22 protein-coding genes are annotated in these 25,196 nt (G+C 31.7%); 9 read left to right on the plus strand and 13 right to left on the minus strand.

Annotated elements, in window-relative coordinates:
* Window positions 1–96 precede the first annotated feature (96 nt).
* Entirely contained in the window at window positions 97–1,203 is a 1,107-nt protein-coding gene (locus tag ACJJVO_RS16580; protein WP_405576106.1) for a PAS domain S-box protein, read from the plus strand.
* A 136-nt stretch (window positions 1,204–1,339) separates the two neighbouring features.
* Here the strand turns inward: ACJJVO_RS16580 and ACJJVO_RS16585 are convergent, their stop codons facing one another.
* The 4 genes from ACJJVO_RS16585 to ACJJVO_RS16600 form a co-directional block, all read right to left on the minus strand.
* Window positions 1,340–1,879: a hypothetical protein gene (locus ACJJVO_RS16585; protein WP_405576109.1), complete on the minus strand. Its 540-nt coding sequence runs from the start codon at window positions 1,877–1,879 to the stop codon at window positions 1,340–1,342.
* Window positions 1,880–2,010: 131 nt separating this feature from the next.
* Window positions 2,011–2,868: an acetyl-CoA carboxylase, carboxyltransferase subunit beta gene (accD, locus tag ACJJVO_RS16590; RefSeq protein ID WP_405576112.1), complete on the minus strand. Its 858-nt coding sequence runs from the start codon at window positions 2,866–2,868 to the stop codon at window positions 2,011–2,013.
* Window positions 2,869–3,120: 252 nt separating this feature from the next.
* Window positions 3,121–4,188: a class II fructose-bisphosphate aldolase gene (gene fbaA, locus ACJJVO_RS16595; protein ID WP_405576115.1), complete on the minus strand. Its 1,068-nt coding sequence runs from the start codon at window positions 4,186–4,188 to the stop codon at window positions 3,121–3,123.
* Window positions 4,189–4,411: 223 nt separating this feature from the next.
* A complete protein-coding gene (locus ACJJVO_RS16600) occupies window positions 4,412–6,997 on the minus strand; it encodes a BamA/TamA family outer membrane protein (protein ID WP_405576118.1) in 2,586 nt (861 codons plus the stop codon).
* Between the two features lie 158 nt (window positions 6,998–7,155).
* Here ACJJVO_RS16600 and ACJJVO_RS16605 point away from each other — a divergent pair, with 158 nt between their 5' ends.
* Window positions 7,156–7,890 (plus strand): TrmH family RNA methyltransferase, encoded by a 735-nt coding sequence (locus tag ACJJVO_RS16605; protein WP_405576121.1) that lies wholly within the window; start codon window positions 7,156–7,158, stop codon window positions 7,888–7,890.
* Here the strand turns inward: ACJJVO_RS16605 and ACJJVO_RS16610 are convergent.
* Together ACJJVO_RS16610 and ubiE are read right to left on the minus strand one after the other, a co-directional pair.
* Complete coding sequence (locus ACJJVO_RS16610) at window positions 7,877–8,593, minus strand: porin family protein (protein WP_405576124.1); 717 nt, start codon at window positions 8,591–8,593, stop codon at window positions 7,877–7,879. The two genes, ACJJVO_RS16605 and ACJJVO_RS16610, sit on opposite strands and share 14 nt — an antisense overlap.
* A 1-nt stretch (window position 8,594) precedes the next feature.
* The gene (ubiE, locus tag ACJJVO_RS16615) at window positions 8,595–9,326 is read right to left on the minus strand and encodes a bifunctional demethylmenaquinone methyltransferase/2-methoxy-6-polyprenyl-1,4-benzoquinol methylase UbiE (protein WP_405576127.1); all 732 of its coding nucleotides are present in this window, start codon (window positions 9,324–9,326) and stop codon (window positions 8,595–8,597) included.
* A gap of 291 nt (window positions 9,327–9,617) precedes the next feature.
* Here ubiE and trkA point away from each other — a divergent pair, with 291 nt between their 5' ends.
* The 5 genes from trkA to ACJJVO_RS16640 all read left to right on the plus strand — a co-directional run bounded on the left by trkA (window position 9,618) and on the right by ACJJVO_RS16640 (window position 13,756).
* Window positions 9,618–10,970: a Trk system potassium transporter TrkA gene (gene trkA / locus ACJJVO_RS16620; protein ID WP_405576130.1), complete on the plus strand. Its 1,353-nt coding sequence runs from the start codon at window positions 9,618–9,620 to the stop codon at window positions 10,968–10,970.
* Window positions 10,971–10,984: 14 nt separating this feature from the next.
* The gene (locus ACJJVO_RS16625) at window positions 10,985–12,487 is read left to right on the plus strand and encodes a TrkH family potassium uptake protein (protein ID WP_405576133.1); all 1,503 of its coding nucleotides are present in this window, start codon (window positions 10,985–10,987) and stop codon (window positions 12,485–12,487) included.
* A 323-nt stretch (window positions 12,488–12,810) separates the two neighbouring features.
* On the plus strand, window positions 12,811–13,059 hold the full coding sequence (locus tag ACJJVO_RS16630; RefSeq protein WP_405576136.1) for a hypothetical protein: 249 nt from the start codon (window positions 12,811–12,813) through the stop codon (window positions 13,057–13,059).
* Window positions 13,060–13,182: 123 nt separating this feature from the next.
* A complete protein-coding gene (locus tag ACJJVO_RS16635; protein ID WP_405576139.1) occupies window positions 13,183–13,467 on the plus strand; it encodes a hypothetical protein in 285 nt (94 codons plus the stop codon).
* Window positions 13,468–13,495: 28 nt separating this feature from the next.
* A complete protein-coding gene (locus ACJJVO_RS16640; RefSeq protein WP_405576142.1) occupies window positions 13,496–13,756 on the plus strand; it encodes a hypothetical protein in 261 nt (86 codons plus the stop codon).
* 59 nt (window positions 13,757–13,815) lie between these two features.
* Here ACJJVO_RS16640 and ACJJVO_RS16645 read toward each other — a convergent pair whose 3' ends face one another.
* Together ACJJVO_RS16645 and ACJJVO_RS16650 are read right to left on the minus strand one after the other, a co-directional pair.
* Window positions 13,816–15,000: a pyridoxal phosphate-dependent aminotransferase gene (locus ACJJVO_RS16645; protein ID WP_405576145.1), complete on the minus strand. Its 1,185-nt coding sequence runs from the start codon at window positions 14,998–15,000 to the stop codon at window positions 13,816–13,818.
* Between the two features lie 32 nt (window positions 15,001–15,032).
* Window positions 15,033–16,130 carry a fatty acid desaturase family protein gene (locus ACJJVO_RS16650; protein WP_405576148.1) on the minus strand — a complete coding sequence of 366 codons (1,098 nt, stop codon included), beginning with the start codon at window positions 16,128–16,130 and terminating at the stop codon, window positions 15,033–15,035.
* Between the two features lie 149 nt (window positions 16,131–16,279).
* Between ACJJVO_RS16650 and rsmG the strand changes: the two genes are divergently transcribed.
* Window positions 16,280–16,909, plus strand: coding sequence for a 16S rRNA (guanine(527)-N(7))-methyltransferase RsmG (gene rsmG, locus ACJJVO_RS16655; protein ID WP_405576151.1), 630 nt, complete (start codon window positions 16,280–16,282; stop codon window positions 16,907–16,909).
* A gap of 81 nt (window positions 16,910–16,990) precedes the next feature.
* On the opposite strand, the gene ACJJVO_RS16660 is transcribed toward rsmG, so the two are convergent.
* The 4 genes from ACJJVO_RS16660 to ACJJVO_RS16675 form a co-directional block, all read right to left on the minus strand.
* Window positions 16,991–17,719: a T9SS type A sorting domain-containing protein gene (locus tag ACJJVO_RS16660; protein ID WP_405576153.1), complete on the minus strand. Its 729-nt coding sequence runs from the start codon at window positions 17,717–17,719 to the stop codon at window positions 16,991–16,993.
* A 118-nt stretch (window positions 17,720–17,837) separates the two neighbouring features.
* Complete coding sequence (locus ACJJVO_RS16665; RefSeq protein WP_405576155.1) at window positions 17,838–19,757, minus strand: choice-of-anchor J domain-containing protein; 1,920 nt, start codon at window positions 19,755–19,757, stop codon at window positions 17,838–17,840.
* A gap of 139 nt (window positions 19,758–19,896) precedes the next feature.
* Entirely contained in the window at window positions 19,897–21,546 is a 1,650-nt protein-coding gene (locus ACJJVO_RS16670; protein WP_405576157.1) for a DUF6029 family protein, read from the minus strand.
* 43 nt (window positions 21,547–21,589) lie between these two features.
* A complete protein-coding gene (locus ACJJVO_RS16675) occupies window positions 21,590–22,075 on the minus strand; it encodes a TlpA family protein disulfide reductase (protein ID WP_405576159.1) in 486 nt (161 codons plus the stop codon).
* A 101-nt stretch (window positions 22,076–22,176) separates the two neighbouring features.
* Between ACJJVO_RS16675 and ACJJVO_RS16680 the strand changes: the two genes are divergently transcribed.
* A complete protein-coding gene (locus ACJJVO_RS16680; RefSeq protein WP_405576161.1) occupies window positions 22,177–23,232 on the plus strand; it encodes an Omp28-related outer membrane protein in 1,056 nt (351 codons plus the stop codon).
* 82 nt (window positions 23,233–23,314) lie between these two features.
* Here the strand turns inward: ACJJVO_RS16680 and ACJJVO_RS16685 are convergent, their stop codons facing one another.
* A complete protein-coding gene (locus ACJJVO_RS16685) occupies window positions 23,315–24,988 on the minus strand; it encodes a T9SS type A sorting domain-containing protein (RefSeq protein ID WP_405576163.1) in 1,674 nt (557 codons plus the stop codon).
* Window positions 24,989–25,196 lie beyond the last annotated feature (208 nt).

Here is a 25,196-nt window from a genome sequence, read left to right on the forward strand (position 1 = left end):
TTTTGATGTTAAAAATATTATTTATAATGATTTAACCTAGTTAGCCCTTACCAACTAATAACTTTCAACAAAGATTAATCTATTTAAACTTAATGAATGAAAGTCTCAAATCATCTACGAAATTTCTCTAATGCTTACGACGTATTAGAGCGTACATTTAATAATACTTATAATGGTATTGCCATTGTAAATTTAGATGGGAATTGGTTAAAGGTTAATGAGAGTGTCTGCGATATTTTTGGATATACAAGATGGGAGCTCTTTAATATGGACATAAATAATATTGTCTATGCCCAAGATCTTGGTGTGCACGAAGAAAAATACGAAAAACTTGTTAATGGTGAAATTGATAAATATCGTGTAAAACAACGCTATTTTCATAAAGATGGTTCTATAAAATGGATGCTGATTTCAGTTTCTTTAGTCTACTTCAAAGAAGGTAGACCACATATGATTTGGCAATTTAATGATATTACTAATCGTAAGAAAAGTGAAGATAAATTAAAAGCCATGCTTAGTGTTGCTAAAGAACAAAATGAGAGATTAACATCTTTTGCCAATATTGTAACCCATAATTTGAGATCACATTCTGGTAACCTATTTTCAATTACTGAGTTTTTAGAAGAGGATTTTTCAAAATTAAAATATAATGAGAATTTTCAATTATTAAAGCAAGCAGTAGAGAATTTGCAAGAAACAGTTTCTCATTTAACAGAGGTGGCTAAGATTCGGAAAATTGACGATTCTAAAATGCAAGCTCTTAATTTATATGATTATGTAGAGAAAGCAACCTACAATATTATTGCTTTGGCACAAAACGCAGAAGCAATTATCTATAATGAAATTGATGAGGATCTTTGTATAAAAGGTATACCTGCTTATCTGGATAGTATTATTCTTAATTTTTTAACCAATGCTATTAAGTATAAATCAGAACTAAGAAAACCTATTGTAGAGCTAAAGTCTGAAACAACCAAAGAATTCGTTATACTTAAAATTAAAGATAATGGACTTGGTATAGATTTAGAAAAATTTGGTGATACTATTTTTCAATTGTATAAAACCTTTCATCATAATGAAGGTGCCATAGGTATTGGTCTTTTTATTACTAAAAATCATATTGAATCTTTAGGTGGCAAAGTTGCCGTTATCAGTACTGTTGATGTTGGCACAGAATTTTCAGTTTATTTTAAAAAAGCATAACTCATAATTCTCAAATTAAATCATGTGTTAATTGATAATACTGAAATACCTATTACATAAATTAACAGATGATTAAAGTAAAAAAAAAGCCATCTAAATAACTAGATGACTTTTTTTGATTTAGCTTATATCGGAATTATAATACATCAACTGTTGCCGTAACATCTAAATTAACTATAATATCAAATATTACAGGAGTAGCACTTACGGTTCCTGTTACAGAAGCATTAATTGCGGTATTATTTTCTAATGCATCTGCGATAGCATTTAATAAACTTGTATCTGCTATTTCATATATTGTGTTATCAATATCAGATTGTTGGAGATTAATATTTGATATTGAAACGGAAACACTTCCAAAGTTCAATGTGGCTTCGGTTAATGTTGCATCTTCCGAACCAATGAAATTAGAAATTTCATAACTTAATGAGTTAAGTGTAACATCTTGTAATAAATCTAAATTATCTTGAATCTCGACGTTTTCCGCAATATCTATAATTGCAGATTCTGAAAAACTTTGTGGCATACCTTCTGAGTCTTCAGGCACAGAGATGTTGTACGTAGTTGTAAAATCTTCGGTAATGTCAAATTCAGTTAATTCGTCAAGATCGTCGCAAGAAAATGCAGTAATCATCACCAGTAGAAAAACACTGAGTTTTGTTTTAATTTTCATCATTTTGGTTTTTTTTAATTTATTTATTGTGGCAAATGGCACAATAAACAAATAAGGTTAAGGCCGAAATATATTAATTTTAAATTAAAACACAAAAAAAAGAGTTGATTATCAACTCTTTATGGTTTTTTTTATTAAGCTCGTATGGGCTGATTCTTTATTAAATCTATATACAAGTTCACTTTAGCTTTTAAATCTTTTCTATGGGTTATAAAATCTAAGAACCCATGTTCTAATAAAAATTCTGAAGTTTGAAATCCTTCTGGTAATTCTTTTCCTGTTGTGTCTCTTACAATTCTTGGTCCAGCAAAACCGATTAAAGCTCCAGGTTCAGCAATGTTTATATCGCCTAACATTGCAAAGGAAGCGGTTGTTCCTCCTGTTGTTGGATCTGTACATAATGAAATGTAAGGAATACCTGCGTCTGCTAATTGAGCTAGTTTTACAGAAGTTTTTGCTAGTTGCATTAAAGATAATGCAGCTTCCATCATACGTGCACCTCCAGATTTACTAATAATCATTAAAGGAGTTTTCTTTTTTATAGCATAATCTGCTGCTCTGGCAATTTTTTCACCAACAACACTTCCCATTGAGCCTCCAATAAAACTAAAATCCATACATGCTATTACTAAATCTTCACCGTTAGATTTACCAACAGCTGTGCGCACGGCATCTTTAAGATTCGTTTTTGCTTGTGCAGCTTTTAAGCGATCTGGATACTTTTTAGTGTCTTCAAACTTAAGGGGATCTTTAGAAGTTAAATTAGCATCTAACTCTTTAAACTTATTATCATCAAACAGAATTTGAAAATACTCATTACTGCCAATTCTTACGTGATAACCATCTTCTGGACTTACATAAAAATTTTGTTCAAGTTCTTTCGTGTCTATTATTTTTCCTGTTGGAGATTTATACCAAAGTCCTTTAGGAGTGTCCTTTTTTTCTTCTGTAGAGGTATGAATACCTTTTTCTTTTCTTTTAAACCAAGCCATATTTAGGTTACGATTTTGGATCCTTAGACTATGCTTAGGATAGGTTTATAATTTTAGATTTACTAATCTTAAATCTATTATTTTAGTTAGTTGTAGTTTGCAATTGCAAGGGGTACAAACTTACTATTTTATTAAATATAACTCAAAATTTGTGAAAAGTATCTCAAAATTAGAATATTTATAAGCCAACAAAACCCACTAAAACTCTGATTTTAAGTTTTAATGGGTCTTTTAATTGTGGTATAAATAAATTTATAATGTGTCTACATTGTTTAAATCTTCGAAGGCTTTTTTAAGTCTTGCAATAAAAGCGTCTTCACCTTTACGTAACCAAACACGTGGATCGTAGTATTTTTTGTTAGGTATATCGTCTCCATCTGGATTACCAATTTGAGTTTGTAAGTAGTCTTTTTTATCTTGAATATAATCTCTTACACCACTTAAAAATGCGTATTGCATATCAGTATCAATGTTCATTTTAATAACACCATAACTAATACCTTCTCTGATTTCTTCTACTGTAGAACCAGATCCTCCATGGAATACAAAATCGATATGATTATGTTCAACACCATATTTTTTAGTAATATAGTCTTGAGAATTTTTTAAAATTTTTGGTGTCAATTTTACGTTACCTGGCTTATAAACACCATGAACATTACCAAATGCAGCAGCAATTGTAAATTGGTCACTTACTTTACTTAATTCTTCGTAAGCGTATGCTACTTCTTCTGGTTGTGTATATAATTTAGAATCATCTACATCTGAATTATCTACACCATCTTCTTCACCACCTGTAATACCTAATTCTATCTCTAAAGTCATACCCATTTTGCTCATACGCGCAAGGTATTTTTTACTGATCTCGATATTTTCTTCAATTGGTTCTTCAGATAAATCTATCATGTGAGAACTATAAAGTGGTTTTCCTGTTTCTTTGAAGTGTTGTTCACTTGCATCTAACAAACCATCAATCCATGGTAATAATTTTTTAGCACAGTGATCTGTATGTAAAATAACAGGTACACCATAAGCCTCTGCTAATTGGTGCACGTGTTTTGCACCTGCAACAGCACCTGCAATAGCTGCTTTTTGACCTTCGTTGCTTAAGCCTTTACCTGCATTAAATTGCGCACCACCATTTGAAAACTGAATGATAACAGGCGCATTTAAATCTCTCGCAGTTTCTAAAACACCATTAATTGTGTTAGAACCAATGACGTTTACAGCTGGTAAGGCAAAGCCTTTTTCTTTAGCATAATTGAAAATATTCTGAACTTCTTTACCTGTTGCTACGCCAGGTTTAATATTATGACTCATAATTTTTAGATTGTAAATTTAATACTCAAAAATACGTAATTTTTGAGTATTTATTACCTGAAATTCATTATTAAATGCCGAAAACGTTATCGTTTTTAAAAAATGCGAAGTTTTATGTATATGTTGAAAATAAAAGTACAGTTTTAGAATTTATGGTTTTATTTTCAATGGTTATGAAATTTAAACTAAGAATAGAATTAAAGTGAAGACGGAATTTATATCTCTAAAAAGGATAGTTAATACCAATGTTATAAACTGCATTTCTAAAGTTGTAATCTCTAAACCAACGCTTGCTGTCATTTTGAGATGGATCGTAAGTTTTAAAACCTACATCAAATCGTAATACAAAAAAATCAAAATCGTAACGCAGACCAAAACCAGAACCTATTGCAATATCTTTTAGTGAGCTAAAATTAGTGAGTGTTGCAGCTTCTTCTTCAACATTATCTAATACATTCCATATATTACCAGCATCTATAAAAAATGCTCCTTGAAATGCACCAAATAAGCTAAAGCGTTGTTCTGCACTTAAGTGAAGTTTAAAGTTAGCTTCATTAAATTCGTTGGTAGATTTAGAACTTCCAGGTCCTAAGTTATAAGCAGACCAAGCTCTATTGTCATTTGGTCCTCCTGCAAAGAAACTTTCTGCGAAAGGAATACTATTAGAATTGCCATACGGAATAGCGATACCTGCATAACTACGAAATGCAAATACATTTTTTCTGCCCAAATCTACGTATTTGACATAGTCAAATTCAGTTTTGATGTATTGAGAGAAAGCAACTCCAAAAACTTCATAGTTATCTTCATCATTTTTAGTAGCTCCACTAAGATTTGAGATTGTAGAAAGTAAATTACCTGCTAATTCGATTCTCCATTTAAAAACTGAAAAATTATTATCAAAGATGCTCTTTCGTTTATCTTTTTTATAATCGAAACTTGTAGAAAAAATAAGGTTATTTTCTGTTAGTCGTTCTTTACGTTCATCAATGGTGTTTACGGTATCGTAATCGTCATCAGATAAAACGACGTCGCCAGATAAAACATCACTAATAAACACATCTGCAGGTGAGTATGGGCTGTCTAATTCAGAATTATATAAACTTTCATCACTGTCTATATAATTGTTGTCTTGTGCAATAGTATTTAGGCTGCTAAAAGAGTTTGTATATACACCAAAGTAATTGCTAGTATTTAGATTTTTTACAAAATTTACATTAAATAATTCTAAGGTATTTGTAACTGTTGTAGAAGGATACCAGTTATAACTATAGTTACCAGATAGCGCTTGCTTGTCTAAGCCAATGTTTTGCTGACTCGTCATGGATATATTCATAGCCGTGCTTGGCGACATGTATTTTGGGATAATTTTATCGGTATTAAAAGGACTAAGAAGTCTAGGTATAGTTAAACGAATATTGCCACCAAACTCATTAATATCGAAAAAGGCAGCTTCAGGATCATTTCTGGTTTTAGAAGCGCCAATAGCTGCAACACCAGATATCTCTAAGGTTTCTGCACCTCTAAAAATATTTCTAATTTTTAAACCAGTACTAAATGAAAACCCTATGGTTTGAATATTACTTTGGTTAATATCAGAATCAAAACTTAAACCATATTTTTTTTTAGGTTCTAAATATATATTTGCGGTAAGAGTTGTGTCTTCTTCGTTTTCAACAAAATCGATGTTTGGATATCTAAACATTTGCAAATCGTTAAGATGGCGTGATGTTCTACTTTGTGCTAAATAACTATATGTATCTCCTTGGTTAATAAATACAGCATCAGTTAGTGCTTTAGGCTTAAATCTTAATTTTTCCTTACTGTAAAGATTAAAATTATTGTACGTAGTAGTATCAGTTATGGCTTTTTCTCGGTTGTTATAATTATCGTCTGTAAAAATATTAACCTCTTTTATTTTATAAACTTTAAACTGCGTTGTTGTAGTAGAATCATCACCTCTTATGGTTCTGTTTGCTATAATTAAATCGGTATGTACTTTGTGATTGGTATCTATAGTATCTATTTTAAAACGGATATAATCTTGTCCAAAATGATAAAAACCAGAATTCCGTAAAAATGTATTTATACGATCGCGTTCATTTTCATAATTGAGTTCATTGTATTGTTCCCCTTTTACTAATAATGAAGCTTTACTAAATGTACTGTATAGAGAATCAATAGCCGGACTGCTGATATTAGGTTTTATAGAGTCTAAAACATATGGTTTATGTTTTGTAACTTTATAAGTAACTTGTGCTAGTTGATTGCTGTCTTTTTCAACTTCGTAAGTTATATTGTTATTAAACCATCCATTACTGTGGTAGTATTTTCTTAGATTACTAGCTGTTTTTATAGTTTTATCTTCATTATAAATTACAGGAGCTTCACCTGTACGTTTTAGCCACGCATTAAAATTACGTTTAGAGTCTATTTGTTTATCAAATTGTTTTTTTGAAAGTAGTGCTGTTCTCCTTTTAACTTTAGAAGAATCACTTAATATGTTTGCATTTATTATAGAATCTATATTGGGTCTAGCAAGATTATAAATGTATAGCTTCAGTGGAAAGCTCAAAAACTGTCGCATACCAGAATTTGTGCGTTGCACAACAATATTATTAATACGTTCGCTAGTAATTCTTTTGCCATCTTCTAAAATGGTATTATTGGTAATAAGATGTTCATCCGTTTTTACACGTTTTACAATATTACAAGAGCTAAGCATCAATACACACAACATAAGAGCTACACTGTGATGCAGCAATTTGTTGTTAATGAATGTTTTTATAGTGAAACGTTGTAAACTCAAAATGAGATATCTTATTTTATTTGTATTGATGAAACAAAAATAATACCATTTCTTCATAAGAAATAGTATAGTCACTTTAATTTAGAAACGCTATTAAATCAAAAAACGTTTACTTTGTGTTTTTAGGTATATCGTCTAAACAAATGTAAAGACATTTTATGTTATCAAAGAATCAAATAAAGTTAATTAAAAGTTTAGGTCAAAAAAAAGGCAGGCAGCAAGAACACCTTTTTATTGTTGAAGGTATAAAGGGGATTTCTGAGTTTTTAGATTCAGATTATAAGTTAAAAAACCTCTATACAACGCAACCAATTTTTGATGCTCCAGAAGAATTAGTTTTAAAAATTTCAGAAGCTGAATTAAAAAAAATATCCGCGTTAAAAAATCCGAACACAGCATTAGCAATTTTTGAGATTCCCAATCAAAAAACCACGCAAAGCACTGGTTTAATTGTGGCTTTAGACGATGTTAGAGATCCAGGAAATTTAGGAACTATAATTAGACTTTGCGATTGGTATGGTATTACAAATTTAATTTGTAGTCTTAATACGGTAGATTGCTATAATGCAAAAGTAGTACAAGCAACAATGGGATCTTTAACCCGTATTAATGTACAATATTTAGATTTAAATGCCTATTTAAAAACCCAAAATACAACAGTCTTCGGAACATTCTTAGATGGAGAAAACATCTATACTTCAGAGTTGCCAAATGAAGGTATTATTGTTTTAGGCAATGAAGCTAATGGGATATCTGAGTGTATTGAAACCTTAGTGACCAGAAAAGTGACTATTCCTCAATTTGGTAAAATAAAAAAGACAGAAAGTTTAAATGTGGCCAATGCCACGGCTATAATATTAAGCGAGTTTAAGCGACGCTCTATTGAAAAGTAAAATTAATAAACACTCCTCTAGTTTGCATTTTAGAGACGTTACCTGTCCATGGACTGTTAGGGTCAACATCTCTTATTAATTCGTCATTCATGGCAAAAACTCCTCTAATTGAAGGTGTGAATTTAAAATAGAGTAGGTACATATCAATTCCAAATCCTATTTCGTAGAAATATGTGTTTTTAGACATTCTAAATTCACCTGCGCTATTATCATTTGGGTTATCTTGATTACTAGAAAGGTTGAGTGCCGTTGAAATACCGCCAATAATAAACGGTTTAAAATTGTTAATGCGCTTGGTTGAAACCTTTAATAATAATGGAATATGTACATAGGTTGATTTTACTTCTCTCAGTAGATCAGAGTCATTATACTCCATGCCTTCAAAATAACTTTCATCATACTCTAAATTTCTAGTAGTAAAGAACACTCCTGGTTCAAGTCTTAAATTGAGATAGTCATTAATTCGCATATCACCCACAAGACCTAAATGAAATCCAAACGATTTTTGTACAAGGATATCTTTAAGATCCTCATTGTAATCGAAATTAAAATCATATTGGTTAAAGCCAATAAAATAACCCCAAGACAAAAGCTTTTGGTCTATATTGTCTGGGTTATTTGCTACTTTTTCTTTTGTGAAAAGCTGTGCAGATACGCTTTGAAATGCTATTAAAAATACTAAAAGGACAAATATTCGCTTCATATTATGCTTTAGATGCTGTGTAAATTGTAGCCACTCCCATGGTTTGTGGATCATGTTTCACATTTATAAACCCAATTTTAGATAAAATATTGTTTAAGGCTTCACCATAAGGAAAAACTGAAGCTGATTCGCTTAAATAAGTGTAAGCTACTTTATCTTTAGAAAACAGTTTTCCTATTGTAGGCATAATTAGTTTTGTGTGGAAATTGTAACCTGCTTTAAAAATTGGATTTGTAGGCACTGAAGTTTCTAGAATTACAAATATACCATTCGGTTTTAGCACTCTTAGAATTTCGGAAAGTCCTTTTTCAAGATTTTCAAAATTACGAACTCCAAACGATACGGTTATTGCGTCAAAAGTATTAGCTTCAAAAGGTAAATCTTCAGAGTCACCAATTACCATAGAGATAATATTGTCTAGTTGGTTAGCTTTAATTTTTTTACGACCAACTTCTAACATGCCATCACTTATGTCTAAACCAATAATTTCTTTTGCTTTAGTAGATACTAAGTTAATAGCCAAATCACCTGTTCCTGTAGCAATATCTAAGATATTTTCAGGATTAGTTTTAGCAACCAGCTTTACAACCTTTTCTCTCCATTTTACATCTATCCCAAATGATATTACTCGGTTTAGACCATCGTATTCATTAGAAATGGTGTCGAACATTTTTGTAACCTGAACCTTTTTAGATTGGTCACTGTCCTTGTATGGATTTACTTTTTCAGCCATAAAAATTTTTGGCAAATATACGGATTAGTTATAAGTTCATAAAGAGGTAAGTATTTAAAGTTTAGATTACCATGGTCTTCTTTTTTAGGAAAAAATGCAAATAAATTAGAGATGCAATATTAAATGTGAAATTACAAATTGAGTTTAAACACCATTTTTTGTGATATTCCTTTAGGCAATAGAGACTTAATAATTTGTAATTTATAGTTATACATATTATTTAAAATACTTTAGGCACATATTAACTTGTAACTTATAAGTATATTTGCATCTTTATTTCAAGTATATAAAATGAAAATAATTATAGCAGGTGCAGGTGAGGTTGGATTTCATTTGGCAAAACTGTTGTCTTACGAGTCTCAAGAAATCACTTTAATAGACACAAAAAAAGATAGTTTAGCGTATGCAGGTGAACACTTGGATATTAGAACTATAAGAGGCGATGCAACATCGATTTCTATTTTAAGAGATGCAAGGATTGACAGAGCAGCACTATTTATAGCAGTAACGTCTTCTGAAACTACAAATATAACAGCGTGTGTTTTAGCAAAACAATTAGGTGCTAAAAGAACGATTGCAAGAATTTCTAATACAGAATTTATAGATAATAAAGAAACTGTAGGGTTTTCAAAATTTGGTATTGATGAGCTTATTTCTCCTGAATCTTTAGCTGCTTCTGAAATTGAATTATTGTTAAATCAATATGGTGGTTTTAATGATACTTATCAATTTGAAGAAGGTGCATTAACTATGTTAGGTTTGCGATTATCTAGAACAGCTACTTTTGTAGATAAGACCGTGAAAGAAGCAGCAGAAATATATCCTGAGTTACATTTTATACCCATAGCGATTCAACGTTTAGGTACACAATATACTATAATACCAAGAGGAGATACTATTTTTAAAGAAGGAGATAAAGTTGTTTTTATGACTTGCGAAGGTGGTGATCAAGAATTGTTTGATTTATCCGGAAAAGTGAAAGCTGAAATCAAAAACGTAATGATACTTGGCGGAAGCCAAATAGGGTATAAGACAGCTAAAGATCTTTGCGATAGTAAGTTTAATGTAAAGATTGTTGAAAGTAAGAGAAGTGTTGCAGAGGATTTAGCGGAAATTTTACCAAATGCTCTGGTGATTTGTGGTGATGGAAGGAATGTAGATATTTTAGAGGAGGAAAATATATCTGATATGGATGCTTTTATAGCTGTAACAGGTAATTCTGAAACTAATATTATGTCTTGTCTTTTAGCTAAGTCTAAAGGTGTTAGGAAAACTATTGCTTTAGTAGAGAATATGGATTATTATCAATTATCCCAATCTATAGGTATTGATACTTTAATTAATAAAAAACTTTTAGCAGCAAATAATATCTTTAGATACATTAGAAAAGGTGAGGTTGTTGCAATGACTAAGCTTACCAATATGAATGCTGAGCTTTTAGAGTTTGTGGTAAAACCTAAATCTAAAATTACAAATAAGTTGATTAAAGATTTGAAATTCCCAAAATCGGCTATTATCGGAGGTATAATTAGAGATGGAAATGGATTAATTCCGTTAGGAAGCTTTAAAGTTGAAGCTGGAGATCGTGTGGTCGTTTGTTGTTTGCCGCGATCTATTTCTGAAGTAGAAACATTTTTCTCTTAACTGAAATAGAAATTATGTCTCGTATAAAACTCAATTATAAAATTATCTTTCATTTTTTTGGATTGCTATTATTGTTTAATGGTGGCTTTATGCTTATCTCAACATTAATAAGTCTCATTTATAGTGATGGTGTAACCCTAGAATTATTATTGGCAGGTCTAACAACACTTTTGTTAGGTGCATTTGCTATGTATAGAACAAAAGACCATCGCAAGGAAATGAATAAGCGCGAAGGTTACATTGTGGTTGCTTTTGGTTGGATAGTAATGTCACTCTCTGGTACACTGCCTTATGTAGTTACTCAGGCTATTCCATCTTTTACAGATGCTTTTTTTGAAACAATGTCTGGTTATACAACCACAGGAGCTAGTATTTTAAATGATATTGAAGTTGTGCCAAAAGGAGTTTTATTTTGGAGAAGTACAACCCATTGGATTGGTGGTATGGGAATTATTGTTTTAGCAATAGCCATTTTACCATTATTAGGAGTTGGAGGTATGCAGTTATTTGCAGCCGAAGCTCCAGGTCCTGGCGGAGATAAATTACATCCTAGAATTACAGATACAGCAAAGCGATTATGGTTAATATATGTTGGGTATACTGTAGCAGAAACCATTCTTTTACAGTTTGCTGGCATGTCTTTTTTCGATGCAATTAATCATGCCTTGAGTACCTTGTCTACAGGAGGTTTTTCTACTAAAAATGCAAGTGTGGCTTATTGGAATGATAATCCTGCGATACAGTATATTATAATATTTTTTATGTTTTTAGCGGGTACAAATTTTGTGTTAAGCTATTACTTGTTTAAAGGCAAGGTTTCTAAGATTTTAGAAGATGAAGAGTTTAAATTGTACTTTACCTTTATTGCAGTCTTTACCATAATTGCGGCAGTGCTAATCTATTTTAAAGCAGATATATCAATTTCTTCTATAGATCATCCGATGGTTTTAGGAGAAGGCGAGAGTGCAATAAGACATGCATTATTTCAAGTATTAAGTGTTGTTACAACGACTGGTTTTGTAACTGCAGATTACACCTTGTGGACTCCTTTTTTAACAGTGTTCTTTTTCGGAATGATGTTTTTAGGTGGTTCTGCAGGTAGTACTTCTGGTGGAGTCAAAGTGATGCGTCAGTTGATTTTAATTAAGAATAGTTTTATAGAATTTAAACGTGCTTTGCATCCCAATGCTATTTTGCCAGTACGTTACAATGGAAAATCCGTTTCTAAGGATATTGTATTTAATGTTTTAGGTTTCTTTATTTTATACATGCTATCATTTATTGTAGGCGCACTTGTGTTTTCTATGTTTAATATAGATTTTACTTCAGCCATTGGGCTTTCAGCATCGAGTTTAGGAAATGTTGGACCTGCTTTTGGAGATTTTGGACCAGTAAATAACTATTCTGCATTACCACCTTTAGGTAAATGGTGGGCTTCATTTTTAATGCTTATTGGACGATTAGAATTGTTTACAGTTTTAATTTTGTTGACACCTTTCTTTTGGAGAAATCGATAATTGTTATTTATATATGGTTGTAAATAAAACTAAATTATTAGCAGCAATATTTATAATTGCAGCTTCTGTTATGCTTTTTCTAAATAACTTCAAGTTTAATCTATTAATTTTAATATTCAAATCTATAGGTTTGGGACTTTTTATCTATGCTTTGGTCAAAGAAAAAAAATAATTTTAATTTTTTTTTGAAATATATCTAGCCTATATTCTCATTAATATTTCCGTGATTTTTATGATTTAGTTTTATTGTTTCTCAACAAACAAGTTGTAACATTTGTAATGGTTACGCGTCTTATTTGTATAACCAATTAAAATCATCAATCATGGAATTAGTCATCAATCATCAATTAGAATTTGTACCAGAACCCACTAAGGTTAATCATTTTAGAACTCAAGGCTTATTAAATTCTAATTACAAATCTGTTGTTAAGAATAGTTTTAGTAAATCATCTTCAAAATCGATATTTGGAATTAGACAGCGATTAAAAGCTTCTCAACTTAATACGGTAAATCATACTGCTGCTATCTTAAAATTATCTGTTTTTGCCATAGCTTTAATCGCGTTGTTTTAAAATATCGTATTAATAATTCGGAACGTTCAACTGATACACTAATGTGTACCTTTTACAGCTGCCATAGCATAAAACAATTTACGTTGATGCTATTTTATTTTCACCTTTTAAATTTTAGAAACTATGTCTGCAAGTGCAATGAATACAAGTGTTAGAAATAACTTGAATTTACTTTCTAAACGGGATAGATTAAAAAATAGATTGGGTGGTTTTAATCGCGAAGAAAAAACGGAATATAATTTGCCAAAAGCAACAACCAAGCAGCTTAATCAAATTAGAAAGCGATTGAAAGAAGAACGTAAGGTTAGAATGTTAAAAGTTATTGCACTAACAGTAATTCTGTTTATGGGACTTGTATATGTGTTTTTGCAATCTGCAAAAGGAATAACGGAATTGTTAACTTATTAATTTCTTAGAACAATTTAAATATTAAATTATGCCACTAGGAGAATCAATGATTAGTACTGTAAAAAGTAACAAGAGCATTATGCTTGATAAATCTAAACGATTTAGAAAAACACTTGGTGGCTATAATAAACATAGAAAAGTTGAATATAGTTTTCCTGAAGCAACGCCAGAATATTTATTAGAAATAAAGAATAAGTTGAAAAAGGAAAATCAAATGATTTGGTTAAAAACAACCGTAACTTTTATTATTGTATTAGGTGGCTTGCTTTTATATTTTTTAGCTAAATAAAAAAACCTTTCAGGTTTTAATAACTTGAAAGGTTTCTTATAAAAAGAGAAAATAATTTTTTAACTCAACGCAGTCTTTATACGTTTAATCGCTTCTTTAATATCATCTTGAGAAGCAGCATAAGAAATTCTAATGCAATCTTTGTTACCAAAAGCTTCTCCTGTAACAGTAGCAACCAAGGCTTCTTCTAATAAGAACAAAGAAAAGTCTGAGGCATTATTAATAGTTTTTCCTTTTATAGTTTTTCCAAAATAATAAGAAATATTAGGGAACACATAAAATGCGCCTTCAGGTTCATTGGTTTTAAAACCTTCAATTTCACCTAATAAACTTAATATAAGTTGACGTCTTTCTTTAAATTCATCAACCATATACTTTATACTAGAAGGGTCTGCTTCTAATGCTGTAATCGTGGCACGTTGTGCAATACAGTTTGCACCACTAGTAATTTGACCTTGCATTTTATTACAGGCTCTTGCAATCCAATCTGGTGCTCCGATATAGCCAATTCTCCAACCTGTCATTGCAAAAGCTTTAGATACTCCATTTACAGTGATTGTTCTGTCGTACATATCTTCAAATTCAGCCATACTAAAATGACCACCTTTAAAGTTGATATGCTCATAAATTTCATCTGAAACCACATAAATGTTAGGATACTTTTGTAGAACATCTGCTAATGCTCTTAATTCGGCTTTGCTATACACCGAACCACTTGGGTTACATGGCGAACTATACCAAATCATTTTAGTTTTTGGTGTAATGGCAGCTTCTAATTGTTCTGCTGTCATTTTAAAATCGTTATCAATAGAGGTTTGTACTTCTACAGGAACTCCATCACTTAATTGAACAATATCACTATAGCTCACCCAATAAGGACAAGGCAAAATAACTTCGTCTCCTGGATTTAACATAACAGCAGCAATATTAGCTAAGGCTTGTTTAGCTCCTGTAGAAACTACGATTTGTGGTAATGTATAATTAAGATTATTGTCGCGTTTAAATTTTTTTATAATAGCTTCTTTCAACTCAACATAACCATCAACAGGTGTGTAGCTGTTATAGTTTTGGTTAATGGCTTCAATAGCAGCATTTTTAATAAAATCTGGAGTATTAAAATCTGGTTCCCCTAAGCTTAGTCCTATAATATCTTTTCCTTCTGCGCGCAGTTCTCTAGCTTTTGCTGCCATGGCAAGCGTAGCTGATGTGGCTAGGTTATTAATTCTATCCGAAAGTTGATTCATGTGATTCTGTTGGTTTTATTCTGAGAATTGTATTAAGCCATAGTTGGCTTTTTACCTAATTGTTTTAATTGCTGATAATGCTCTGTAATGGCTTTCCACATCGTATTGTATTCGTTATATGGTAAGCTAAATTCATGTGCAGTTTCTCTTACTATTTTTGCTATGTTTTTGTAATGAACATGGCTTATGTTTGAGAATAAATGGTGTTCAACCTGTCTATTTAAACCACCAGTATAGAACTCTACAATCCAACTTTTAGGTGAGAAATTAGACGTTGTAAATAGCTGGTGAATTGCCCACGTGTTTTTCATGTTACCTTCTTCGTCTGGTAATGGCATTTCTGTATTTGGCATTACATGTGCTAATTGAAATACAACACTTAAAATTATTCCGGCTGTATAATGCATAATTAAAAAGCCAATTAAAACTTGCCACCACGCATAACCTGAAACCAAAGGTAAAACCACCCAAATAGAATAGTATAATATTTTACCAATAATTAACTTTGTCCATTGCGTTGCAGGATTAGGGAAATCACCATAAGATAATTTTCTTTTTAAGTATTGATATGTTTGTTTAAAATCTGTTGTAATTGCCCAATTTACGGTTAGTAAACCATATAATAAAAAGGCATAATATTTTTGATATTTGTGGATTTTTAACCATTTAGCATGTTTAGAAAAACGGATAATTCTCCCTGCATCAATATCTTCGTCATGTCCTTGGATATTAGTATAAGTATGGTGTAATACGTTGTGCTGTACTTTCCAATTGTAATCATTACCAGCTAAAATATGTATGCTGCTTCCCATCAATTTGTTTACCCATTTCTTGCTTGAAAAAGAGCCGTGGTTAGCATCGTGCATAACATTCATACCTACTCCAGCCATGCCAATACCAATAACCATCATTGATATAATTTGTAACCATCCAGGTATATTATCCACAGTTAACAATACAACTAAAGGTCCAAGTAATAATGTAAACATTACTATAGCCTTTATGTAAAGTTTCCAGTTTCCTGTTTTTTTAATATTATTTTCTTTGAAGTAATTGTTAACGCGTTTGTTAAGGGTTCTAAAGAATTTAGCTGAATCTGTTCTAGAGAATTTTACTGTTTGTTGTGCCATTAGAATATGTATTATTTATTGTTATAACGTAAGGGATTTTAATTCATTATAACATTACAAAGATAGTTAATAAATAAAAAGCAACCATTATCGATTAAGGTTAAATTATACAGCTTAAATTTGAGTATTTTTGTTCAAACTTTTTAGCAATGGAATTAATCCTAAAATACTTCCCAGATTTAACCGAAACTCAAATTCAACAATTTGAATCTTTAGAAGAATTATACAAAGATTGGAATAGCAAAATCAATGTAATTTCTCGTAAAGATATAGATGAACTCTATTTAAAACATGTTCTACATTCTTTAGGGATTGCAAAAGTCATGAATTTTACAGATGGCTCTTCAATATTAGATGTTGGTACAGGAGGAGGATTTCCAGGCGTGCCATTGGCTATTTTGTATCCAGAATGCAAATTTCATTTAGTAGATAGTATTAATAAAAAATTAAAAGTTATAAATGCTGTTTGTGAAGCCATTGAACTCACTAATGTGAAAACTACTCATAGTAGAGTAGAGGCTATTGACGAAACCTTCGATTTTATTGTGAGTAGAGCTGTTACTACGATGCCAGAATTTACCACTTGGGTAAAAGGTAAAATTGCTAGAACTCAGAAAAACGAATTAAAAAATGGCATCTTGTACTTAAAAGGTGGAGATCTAACAGAAGAGTTAAAGCAGTATAAAACGGTAAAAGCTTTTTTACTTTCAGATTATTTTGAAGAACCCTTTTTTGAAACTAAAAAAGTAATTCATTTACCATTAAAATATAAAGTTTAGTTATAGATTTATTAGTCATATATAAAAAAACCGTCACAATAATTATTGTGACGGTTTTTTATAATAGGAAAGTTAAGTGTCTTATTGCTTAACTATTTTTTTAGTAATAGACTCACCTTCTTCGTTGGTAAAACGAACAATATATGGTTGAGCAGATAAATCTGAAATATTAACTGTATCTCCACCAGAAACAATTTTTGCTTGTTTTACATTTCTTCCTAAAAGGTCATAAAAATCAGCAGTTAAATCTTCTGTAGAATTTACGTTCAACTCATTTTTAGTACTTGTAGGGTAAACTTCTAAGGTAGATAATTCTGAGTCGTCAACACTTAAAGCAGGTGTGTAATTATAGGTTACCGATAATGGAGTTCCAACTGTAAATCCACTTGCATCAAATGCCTGAAATCTAAACGTCCAACTCATAGCAGTGGTAGTAGCACTATCATTTTGGTTCCAGATATTATTTCCAGCACTATTAGTTACTCCAGGTGCAATCATAGCAGCTGTGCCTGGGTATCCATTATTTAAAATTATATTATTATAACACTGACCAGCAAAACAAAGTTGAAAAGCAGAACCGTCAGTGCCAACAAGGTTATCTACAAATATTCTAACGTAAATATCTTCAGTTGATGTATTAGTTACTTTAAATTTCCAGTTACAAGGATCCGAGTAAGCACAACCTGCTTCAGTAAAATTTAAGGATTGTCCATCTGTGACTAAGTTCTCGTTGCTATCTTTAACGTCAAATTGTGCATGTGCAGCGAAATTGGCGAAAGCTAAACTTATTAAAAGTAGTGTTTTTTTCATAGTATTTTGATTTTGGTAAATTTGAAATTAGAAATATTCTATCAAAGATAAGATATTTCTAATATAGAAAAAAGGGAAGTATTTTTTGAATAACTTCCCTTAAATTATAATTTATAGATTACTTGCTTACTACGAACTTAGAACTATATGATCCGTTTCCGTCGTTAATATTCATTATATAATGACCAGCATTTAATTGAGATACAGGTAACTCAATGTTTTGAGATCCAAATAATCCTTCGTAATTGTTATTAATTACTGTTCTACCTAGCATATCTGTTACTGTGATATTATAGTCCCCATTTCCGGCTTGGAAAGCAACATTAAGTTTGTCAGTTGCAGGATTAGGATATATTTTAATTGAACTGATTCCAGACACCTCTTCTACACTTAAAGCCTGAGCAATACTACTTTGTTTTGCTCCAACAATACTACCATCTGTAGCGTCTATTAGAACAACTACGATATGCATATTAGCTTGTTCGCTTGTAAAAGGAATTGAATAAGTGAAATCATATGAGGCACTATCACCATCATTAATAACTGAAGGTACAGAGTTTGCTTGGCCATCAAAACCACCTAATAGAGCTCGTCCTACATGGTTATATATCATTTGGGTTGCAGGAACTGGATCTCCATAGTTCTCGTAACCTCCCATAACACCATTTCCACCACCAGAATAGTAATTAACTTGATCGTAATCTAAGTTGTTATCATTTGTACCATCACCTATTCCAGTAACTCCATCTTCAGATATTATTACGCCTAACCTAAAGTTAGCAGCACTAAATGTTGTGTAGAAATTTGCATTAGCAGAAATAGTTAAAGTATTACCAGATTGAGTTGCACCTACAGATAAATCAACAGGTACAGTTTCTGTGTTTAGAAAATCATATGCACTTTGCAAAGTTGTTTGAGAAGGATCAACATCACCATATTTTCGATCTACTACACCACTAGGATATCCTGCAATATATTGTCCAATGCCATTATCGTATGCAGCAACTGACATTTGGTCTGCATTATGTACTGCAACTCCAATAACAGTGTTTGGGTATGTTGAGGTCATGTAATCTAGACCTACTGCTCCTCTTGGACACCATCCACACCACGTGCCTGTTGCTTCCTCTATAAATACAACTTTTGTTCCAGATTGCGATACTGTGTTAAACTGTTTGTCTAAACTGTTATTTGAGGTATCTCCATCTGCAGTACCATTAACGTTATCAATAGTTACGGTAATATCTTTTTCAACTATAGTACTGTAATTTATATCTGTTGTGTGATTTATCGTTTGAGTCTCACCAGATGCAATATTAACACTGAAATTATCAGAATAATTATTTGTCCCATCGTTCCAAGAAATATCAAGTGAAGTGATTGTGTTAGCACCATTGTTATATACATCCATAGATAGTTCGTTGTCCGCAGAAATAAGTGAATATCTATCTAAGTCAACAAAATCTAAAACAGCATCTAAATTGTATGGTGATCTCACCTGAACATCATCAATGATCCAATTATCACCATCATCATTAAAATGTACAAATGCAATATAGATCGTCATGCCATCATAAGCTGATAAATCTACAGACTGAAGAGTATATCCACTACCAACAGTAGTTTCAGTATAGCTAGCAACAGTAGTAAAGTCTGCATGTGTAGTTTGAGAACTTGTAGAAACTTTTACTTCATAAGTTGAGCCATATTCAGCAGTACTGTAAGTTTGTGTTGAATAAAAAAGTAATTCAGTATTTGTAGAAGTTGATAAATCTATTTGGCTAGTTACTAACCAATCCTCTGCGATACCTCCTGTAACATTTTCATATTGATTTGCAGCTGCATAAGTTCCAGTGTTTGGTGCAGTTGCTTGAATCCAATTGTTAACAGTGCCTAGTCCATTGGTGCCAATAAATGAAGTCCAACCTGTAGGAGGAAAAGTAGCGCCTTCAAAGCCTTCTGAAAGTACTATTTGCGCACTAGATATTTGCGAAAAAGCAAAACAAAGCACAAATGCGAGAGTAATTTTTTTAATCATAGTGTTAGTGAATTAAGTTAGTTAATTTGTAAAAATCTGCTTTGAAGATAACTAAATCACTAATTGCCACAAAAATATGGCACAAAAAAAACGGTATTTAATTTTAAATACCGTTTAAGTGTTATTTTTTCGGATGAACTTAAAATGCAACAGTAAGGTTTGCACTTAGACCTGTATTTTCTGGTACAAATCTACATACACCTCCTATACATATTAATCCACCTCTTTGTCTTCCGTAATTAATACCTAATCTTGTATTGCCTTTACTATAACTTCCTCCAACACTGTAATAGTGGGTTTTGTTTTCTCCACCATAATTATAATTGTCAGCAGCATAAACAGCTAAACGTGTAGAAAAATTATACTCAATAACTCCAGCAGCCCAATTTTTACGATCGTCATCACTCCATAAATGTTGTACAACAAAACGCGCAGCTTTACCATCATCAAATCTTCTAGTGGCTTCAATGACACCAATGTTTGCTAATATGGTTTTGTTTCCTAATGGTCCTCCTTCAACAATTCCTTTATCTACAATGACATTTTGATATGTAAATGCAGAGCTCCATTTTTTAGACCATTTCTTTTTTATTTCAAAATTAATATCTCTAAACAGTTGGTGACCTTTGCCAATAAACTTAGCCTTATACCAGCGGTTTTCAATATTATATTCAGCATCTAATCCTCCCCAATAAGAAAAGTTCGCGGCTAGTTTTGTGCCATATTTACCGCCTAAAATGGTTCCTTTTTTAAAGGAGTAAAACAAATCGAATTGCGTACCAACTTCACCAGCACGTTGGTCAAATGACTCTATAATTAATCTAGATTGCGGATTGTAAACATATAAATTTGTTAAAAGATAATCTTGTTGTTTGGTAAGGCCAGGTACGTAATTTATAACTTGTTGGTTATAAATATTTCCTTCGGCAAAGCGGTCTGAATAAAAGCTAAAGTTTTCTAGACGTCTAAATGTAGCATTTACTCCTAATCCCTTTTTTGCATAGCCTGCGTTAACTTGTAAAGCTGTTCCGTCATAAAGTTTGTTGGATGAAATCTGTTCTTCATTTACAATAACATCAGGATCTTTTACAATAGCTTCAACACCTGCGTAAAAGTTGTCTATAATAAAATCTAAACGACCTCCATATGCACCAACAGTAGTTGGTAGTGCTTCATTGCCATCAGTGTCTTGGTTTCTGCCAACATAACTAGCACCTAATTGTATATCAATAGATTCAATATTTAAAGCTCCACTTAGGCTTAAGTCAGCATCGATACCTTGAATTGTACCTGCAGACTCCTCAAAGCCATAACGTTGTTTTCCAAAAACAGCTTTAAGGCTTAAATCTTTAGTAGCATTAAACCTGATGTTTAATCCTTTTAAAGCATTATTAAGTCCTAACTGTCTGTCTTCCCAAGATCGTAATATTAATCCACTACCAAATTGTTCATAGAAATAGCCAGCTGTTATATCTAAACTTTCATCTTTATAATTAAAGTAATAAGTGGCAACATTATTTTGATTGTCATATATTGGACTGTAACCTAATAAGGCAGATGGTAAATAGGATTCATATTGAGCACCAGCGGTAAATTTACCAAGGTTGTAATTCATTAAAATGTAATTATTGGCTCTAAATTGATCTTCTGGCGCTTGGAAATTAATGCCTTTGTCCGTTTGAAGCCATTGCGAATTAGATTCTAATCCTCCATAAAAATAGCCAGTCTCTTGAGCGTTTATAAAGTAGAGGTTTGATAATAGCGTAGCTAGAATAACTAATTTTTTCATTATAAGTGGTTGTTAGTTGTAAGCGGGAGTTTTTAGTTGAATATTATTTAGACAACTCTTTTATTTTTTTGTACAATTCTAATTCTGCACCAGGACTGTAACCAGAATGTTCATATACAATTTTATTATTTTTAACTAGAATTGTAAGCGGAATACTTGAAGCATTTAACGCACGTTTAAGATCGTTATTGGTGTCTAATAAAACAGTGTAATCCCAATCTTTACCATTTACCATAGATTTTACGCGTTTTACAGTTCTGCTGTCATCAACAGAAACAGCTACTAGCTCAACTCCTGTTTCTTCTTGCCATTCATCATACAAGTCATTAATGGCATCTAGCTCTTTTAAGCAAGGTACACACCAAGTTGCCCAAAGCGAAATAATGGTTATTCCATCTTTGTTGGTAGCGTCTTTAAGTGTTACATTTTTACCATCAATAGAAGTTACATCTACATTAGGAAGATCGTTTTGAGCAATAGATGTTAGGCTAAATAGACCTAAGCAAAAAAATAAAATTAGGTTTTTCATAATTAATTTTTGAGATTTTGTTTCACAATATTAGTTAAATTATTTTCAAATGTAGGGTTGTTGTAAAAATTAATTAATTTAGCAAAAACAATACAATTGCTATGATTTCAAAAAAAGTGCCAAAGTTATTTTTATTATTTATTATGCTAATTAGTGTAGCTTGTAGTAAAACGGAAGAGAATGTGCCGTTAACCACTCCAACTGCCCAGATTGTGGTTGATAAGCTTGTTAGAAAAGCATCTTTAATCAATCAAGAAATTCCTTTTAAAATTGTAACAGAAGACGGAATAGATGTCACTGCTGATGCTACTTTTTATGTGAATGGAGAGCTTGTGAATGAAATGCCTTTTTCATCTGATGTCATCGGAGATTTTGAAGTGTATGGTGTTTATATGGAAGATGGAGTAGAAATCACCACAAATACAGAATCCTTTAGTGTTATTATACCTAAAAGAAAAGTTGTGGTTGAGGATTATACTGGCACATGGTGTGGCTTTTGTCCAAGAGTTGCAGGAGCTATTTATTCATTGAGTGAAGAAACTAATGATATTACGGTTATTGCTATACATGAAACAAATAATAATTTTCCTGAACCAATGCATTTTGGACAAGTACAACTGTTAAAAGATGCTTTTAGTGTAGATGGTTTACCTGCAGCTAGATTAAATAGAACTGAAGATTGGGCAACACCACATCCGAATAGTGCTGTTACCAGTATGGCTGGTTTAGATACTAATTTAGCAATAGCAATAAACTCTGAGGTTGAAGAAGGTGAGTTATTGGTTCAGGTAAATGTGGTTTATGAAGAAGGTTCGGTTCAAGGAGATAAATTAGTGGTTTATTTACTTGAAGATGGCATTATTAGCGATCAATTTAATTATTACAATGATGATACTACAAGTCCTTTTTATAATATGGGAGATATAATCCCGGATTTTGAGCATAACGAGGTTCTAAGAAACTCTTTGTCTAGTGTTTTGGGAGATGCAATTCCTGTAACAGCTCAGTTAACTGAGCATATTTGGTCAGATACAATTACACTTCCTTCAAATTATGTTGTAGAAAATTTGAGTATTGTCGCTATGGTAGTTAGTTCTGATAATACAGCAAGGAACTCACAACATGCTCATGTAAATGAAGATAAATCTTACGAATAAATTTTTCTAAATTTTAGATTTAAAAAAACCTGAGTGATATTTTTATCCCTCAGGTTTTTTTATGTTTTTAAATATTATGAGTCTATTTGCTCACAACAAATTTTGTTGTAAATGTTGAATTGTTCTCATCTAAGATGTTTAGAATATAAAATCCAGACGTTAAATTTAAAGGAATCGTAGTTCTATTACCTAATACTAAATTAGAACGATAGACCATTTTTCCTGTTATATCAATAATACTAATTTTAGCATTTTTGTTAGAGTTAGAAAGTAGTATTAGTTCATTTTTTACAGGGTTTTCTTCTAATTGAATAGCAAGCAATTGATAATTAGAAATACTCAACGGAGGATTTAATATTTCGTTTAAAGTAAAATCCACATTGCCTTGTGTAAGTTGTACGTGAGGTTCACTTTCAGTTGGTAAATAGATGTTAACAAATGGAGATGTCGATAGGTCTATTGCGCTATGCCAATCAATTTCGTCATCAGTAAATTCTAATGCCAATGCACTTACAGAAGGGATGAAATTGAATTTATCAATATTTAACGCATTTACAAAATCACCACCAACTCCGCCTGCATCACCTATGCCTCCTGTTATTCCACCTAGATCAAATAATCCACCTGGAGCCGCATCTATGCCATCCGAATATGTAAAAGCTTCGCTTTCTGCAATAGAGCCATCGATTTCTGCACCAAATAATTGAATGGAAATACTACTGGCAGTATTTGTAACTCCAGCAGCTGGAGTAAAATTCACATCCATAAGAATACTTGCAGTAAATGGACCTATTGGTACATCTAAAGTGGTGCTTAGAACTGAATAATCATTTGTAACTGTTGGTCCAGAATTACCTATGGCAAAATATGGATTATTGGTTCCACTACCATTAATTATAGAAACATTTCTAATATTCTCTGGAAATCCACTTGGTGTTAACGAATTAATACTGGCTTCAAATATGGTTCTAAACGGATGCGCTGTTGGTAGTTTTATTGTAGGATCTACAGTAACTAAATCGGTTCCAGATAAATGTGCTTCTATATGGTCTGTTAATAATTGTCTAGCAGCAGGTGATTTTAATAGGCCATTAATTATGGGTTGTACTTCTGTAACTCCATTGGTAGAGTTAAAAGCTAAAAAGTTTAATTGATGTTGTAGACCTATTGGTACGTTGGCTCCATGATGAGGTGAGTCAAAGGAAATGTAGAGTCTAGTGTCTGCGTCTATTGTGTTGGCTTGCATATAATTTAAAGCAAATCTAGAAATTAGGCCTCCCATGCTTGGCCCAATAATTACATTTTGCTCTGGATTATTGGCTGCTTTATCCAAATTGATAATATTAATTAGCTCTACTAAAATCATAGCGTTACGTTCCATAAAATCAGCGCCACCATCTATATTTTCATTGTCAGCAGCTCTAACATAAGTTGGAAAATTTAGTATTACAACATCAAAACCTTCAGCTCTTACTAAATCTGCTAAATTTTGGTTTCCAGATGTTCCAACAAAGTCTAATGAACTATATAAGCCATTAATATCTCTTGTGTCTCCTGGATCAAAACCATCAACAACAATAATGGGCTTGTCTAAAATGTTATCAGCACTTAAAAATATCTGATATTCACCTTCGCCAGGATAGTTTGTAGTTTCCCCATATGCAGATAAATCTGGAGAAATACTAGAGATAATGCTGGTTTGACTAGTAAGAAAAAAAGGTAAGCTTAATAAAACAAAAAGGTAAAGTTTTTTCATATGTTAATATTTTTAAAAGATCAAATTATGTGTCCATGTCATGATGTTCTTTGATTTCAAAATTAAATAGTGATAATTCATTGGGATAAAATGAATGTATTTGTACAATATACAAATTTCAATAGGCTTCTGGATATTTTTCGTCAATTTTACTTTAGACTACAAAAAAAATCCTTAAAAGCACTAAGGCTTCTAAGGATTTCATAAT

The organism is Winogradskyella sp. Asnod2-B02-A (genome assembly GCF_045063645.1).
Classification (GTDB): domain Bacteria; phylum Bacteroidota; class Bacteroidia; order Flavobacteriales; family Flavobacteriaceae; genus Winogradskyella.